Below are 2,008 nucleotides of genomic sequence, written 5' to 3' on the forward strand. Positions count from 1 at the left end.
GTGCGGTAGAGGAGCGTTCTGTAAGCCTGTGAAGGTGAGTTGAGAAGCTTGCTGGAGGTATCAGAAGTGCGAATGTTGACATGAGTAACGATAATGGGAGTGAAAAACTCCCACGCCGAAAGACCAAGGTTTCCTGCGCCACGTTAATCGACGCAGGGTGAGTCGGCCCCTAAGGTGAGACTGAAAAGTGTAATCGATGGGAAACAGGTTAATATTCCTGTACTTCTAGTTATTGCGATGGAGAGACGGAGAAGGCTAGGCCATCAGGGCGTTGGTTGTCCCTGTTTAAGGTGGTAGGCAGAGTGTTTAGGTAAATCCGGACACTTGTTAATGCCGAGAGCTGATGACGAGCGTTCTTTAGAATGCGAAGTGGTTGATGCCATGCTTCCAAGAAAATCTTCTAAGCTTCAGATAACTAGGAACCGTACCCCAAACCAACACAGGTGGTCGGGTAGAGAATACCAAGGCGCTTGAGAGAACTCGGGTGAAGGAACTAGGCAAAATGGCACCGTAACTTCGGGAGAAGGTGCGCTGGTGAGGGTTAAGTATTTACTACGTAAGCCTTTACTAGTCGAAGATACCAGGCCGCTGCGACTGTTTATTAAAAACACAGGACTCTGCAAACTCGAAAGAGGACGTATAGGGTCTGACGCCTGCCCGGTGCTGGAAGGTTAATTGATGGGGTTAGCGTAAGCGAAGCTCTTGATCGAAGCCCCAGTAAACGGCGGCCGTAACTATAACGGTCCTAAGGTAGCGAAATTCCTTGTCGGGTAAGTTCCGACCTGCACGAATGGCGTAACGATGGCGGCGCTGTCTCCACCCGAGACTCAGTGAAATTGAAATCGCTGTGAAGATGCAGTGTATCCGCGGCAAGACGGAAAGACCCCGTGAACCTTTACTATAGCTTTGCACTGGACTTTGAAGTTGTTTGTGTAGGATAGGTGGGAGGCTTTGAAACTGCGACGCCAGTTGCAGTGGAGCCAACCTTGAAATACCACCCTGGCAACTTTGAGGTTCTAACTCAGGTCCGTTATCCGGATCGAAGACAGTGTATGGTGGGTAGTTTGACTGGGGCGGTCTCCTCCTAAAGAGTAACGGAGGAGTACGAAGGTGCGCTCAGACCGGTCGGAAATCGGTCGTAGAGTATAAAGGCAAAAGCGCGCTTAACTGCGAGACCAACAAGTCGAGCAGGTACGAAAGTAGGTCTTAGTGATCCGGTGGTTCTGTATGGAAGGGCCATCGCTCAACGGATAAAAGGTACTCCGGGGATAACAGGCTGATACCGCCCAAGAGTTCATATCGACGGCGGTGTTTGGCACCTCGATGTCGGCTCATCACATCCTGGGGCTGAAGCCGGTCCCAAGGGTATGGCTGTTCGCCATTTAAAGTGGTACGCGAGCTGGGTTTAGAACGTCGTGAGACAGTTCGGTCCCTATCTGTCGTGGACGTTTGAGATTTGAGAGGGGCTGCTCCTAGTACGAGAGGACCGGAGTGGACGAACCTCTGGTGTTCCGGTTGTCACGCCAGTGGCATTGCCGGGTAGCTAAGTTCGGAAGCGATAACCGCTGAAAGCATCTAAGCGGGAAGCGCGCCTCAAGATGAGATCTCACTAGAGCTTTAAGCTCTCTAAAGGGCCCTTGAAGACTACAAGGTTGATAGGTTGGGTGTGTAAGCGCTGTGAGGCGTTGAGCTAACCAATACTAATTGCCCGTGAGGCTTGACCATATAACACCCAAGTAATTTGGTGTGTATGTTGTTAGTTACATCAACCGAAAATTTGTTGAACTGCAAAACAAACCGTTTTAAACTTTATCACAGGTCTGAATTGGAGAGGACGCACCGCCTGCAACAGCACGTACCGCGGCTTCTCAACTGAATTGCTTGACGAACATAGAGCATTGGAACCACCTGAATCCATTCCGAACTCAGTAGTGAAACGATGCATCGCCGATGGTAGTGTGGGGTCTCCCCATGTGAGAGTAGGTCATCGTCAAGCGCCAAATAAAAA

General features: G+C 50.3%; 2 rRNA genes. Both read left to right on the top strand.

Annotation, left to right across the window (positions count from 1 at the left end):
- Positions 1-1,725 (top strand): 23S ribosomal RNA (locus QEZ41_RS11980); the annotation flags it as partial.
- Between the two features lie 155 nt (positions 1,726-1,880).
- Positions 1,881-1,996: ribosomal RNA gene (gene rrf, locus QEZ41_RS11985) — 5S ribosomal RNA — on the top strand.
- Positions 1,997-2,008: the final 12 nt, after the last annotated feature.

Source organism: Thiopseudomonas acetoxidans, assembly GCF_030362935.1.
GTDB classification, from domain to species: Bacteria; Pseudomonadota; Gammaproteobacteria; order Pseudomonadales; family Pseudomonadaceae; genus Thiopseudomonas; species Thiopseudomonas acetoxidans.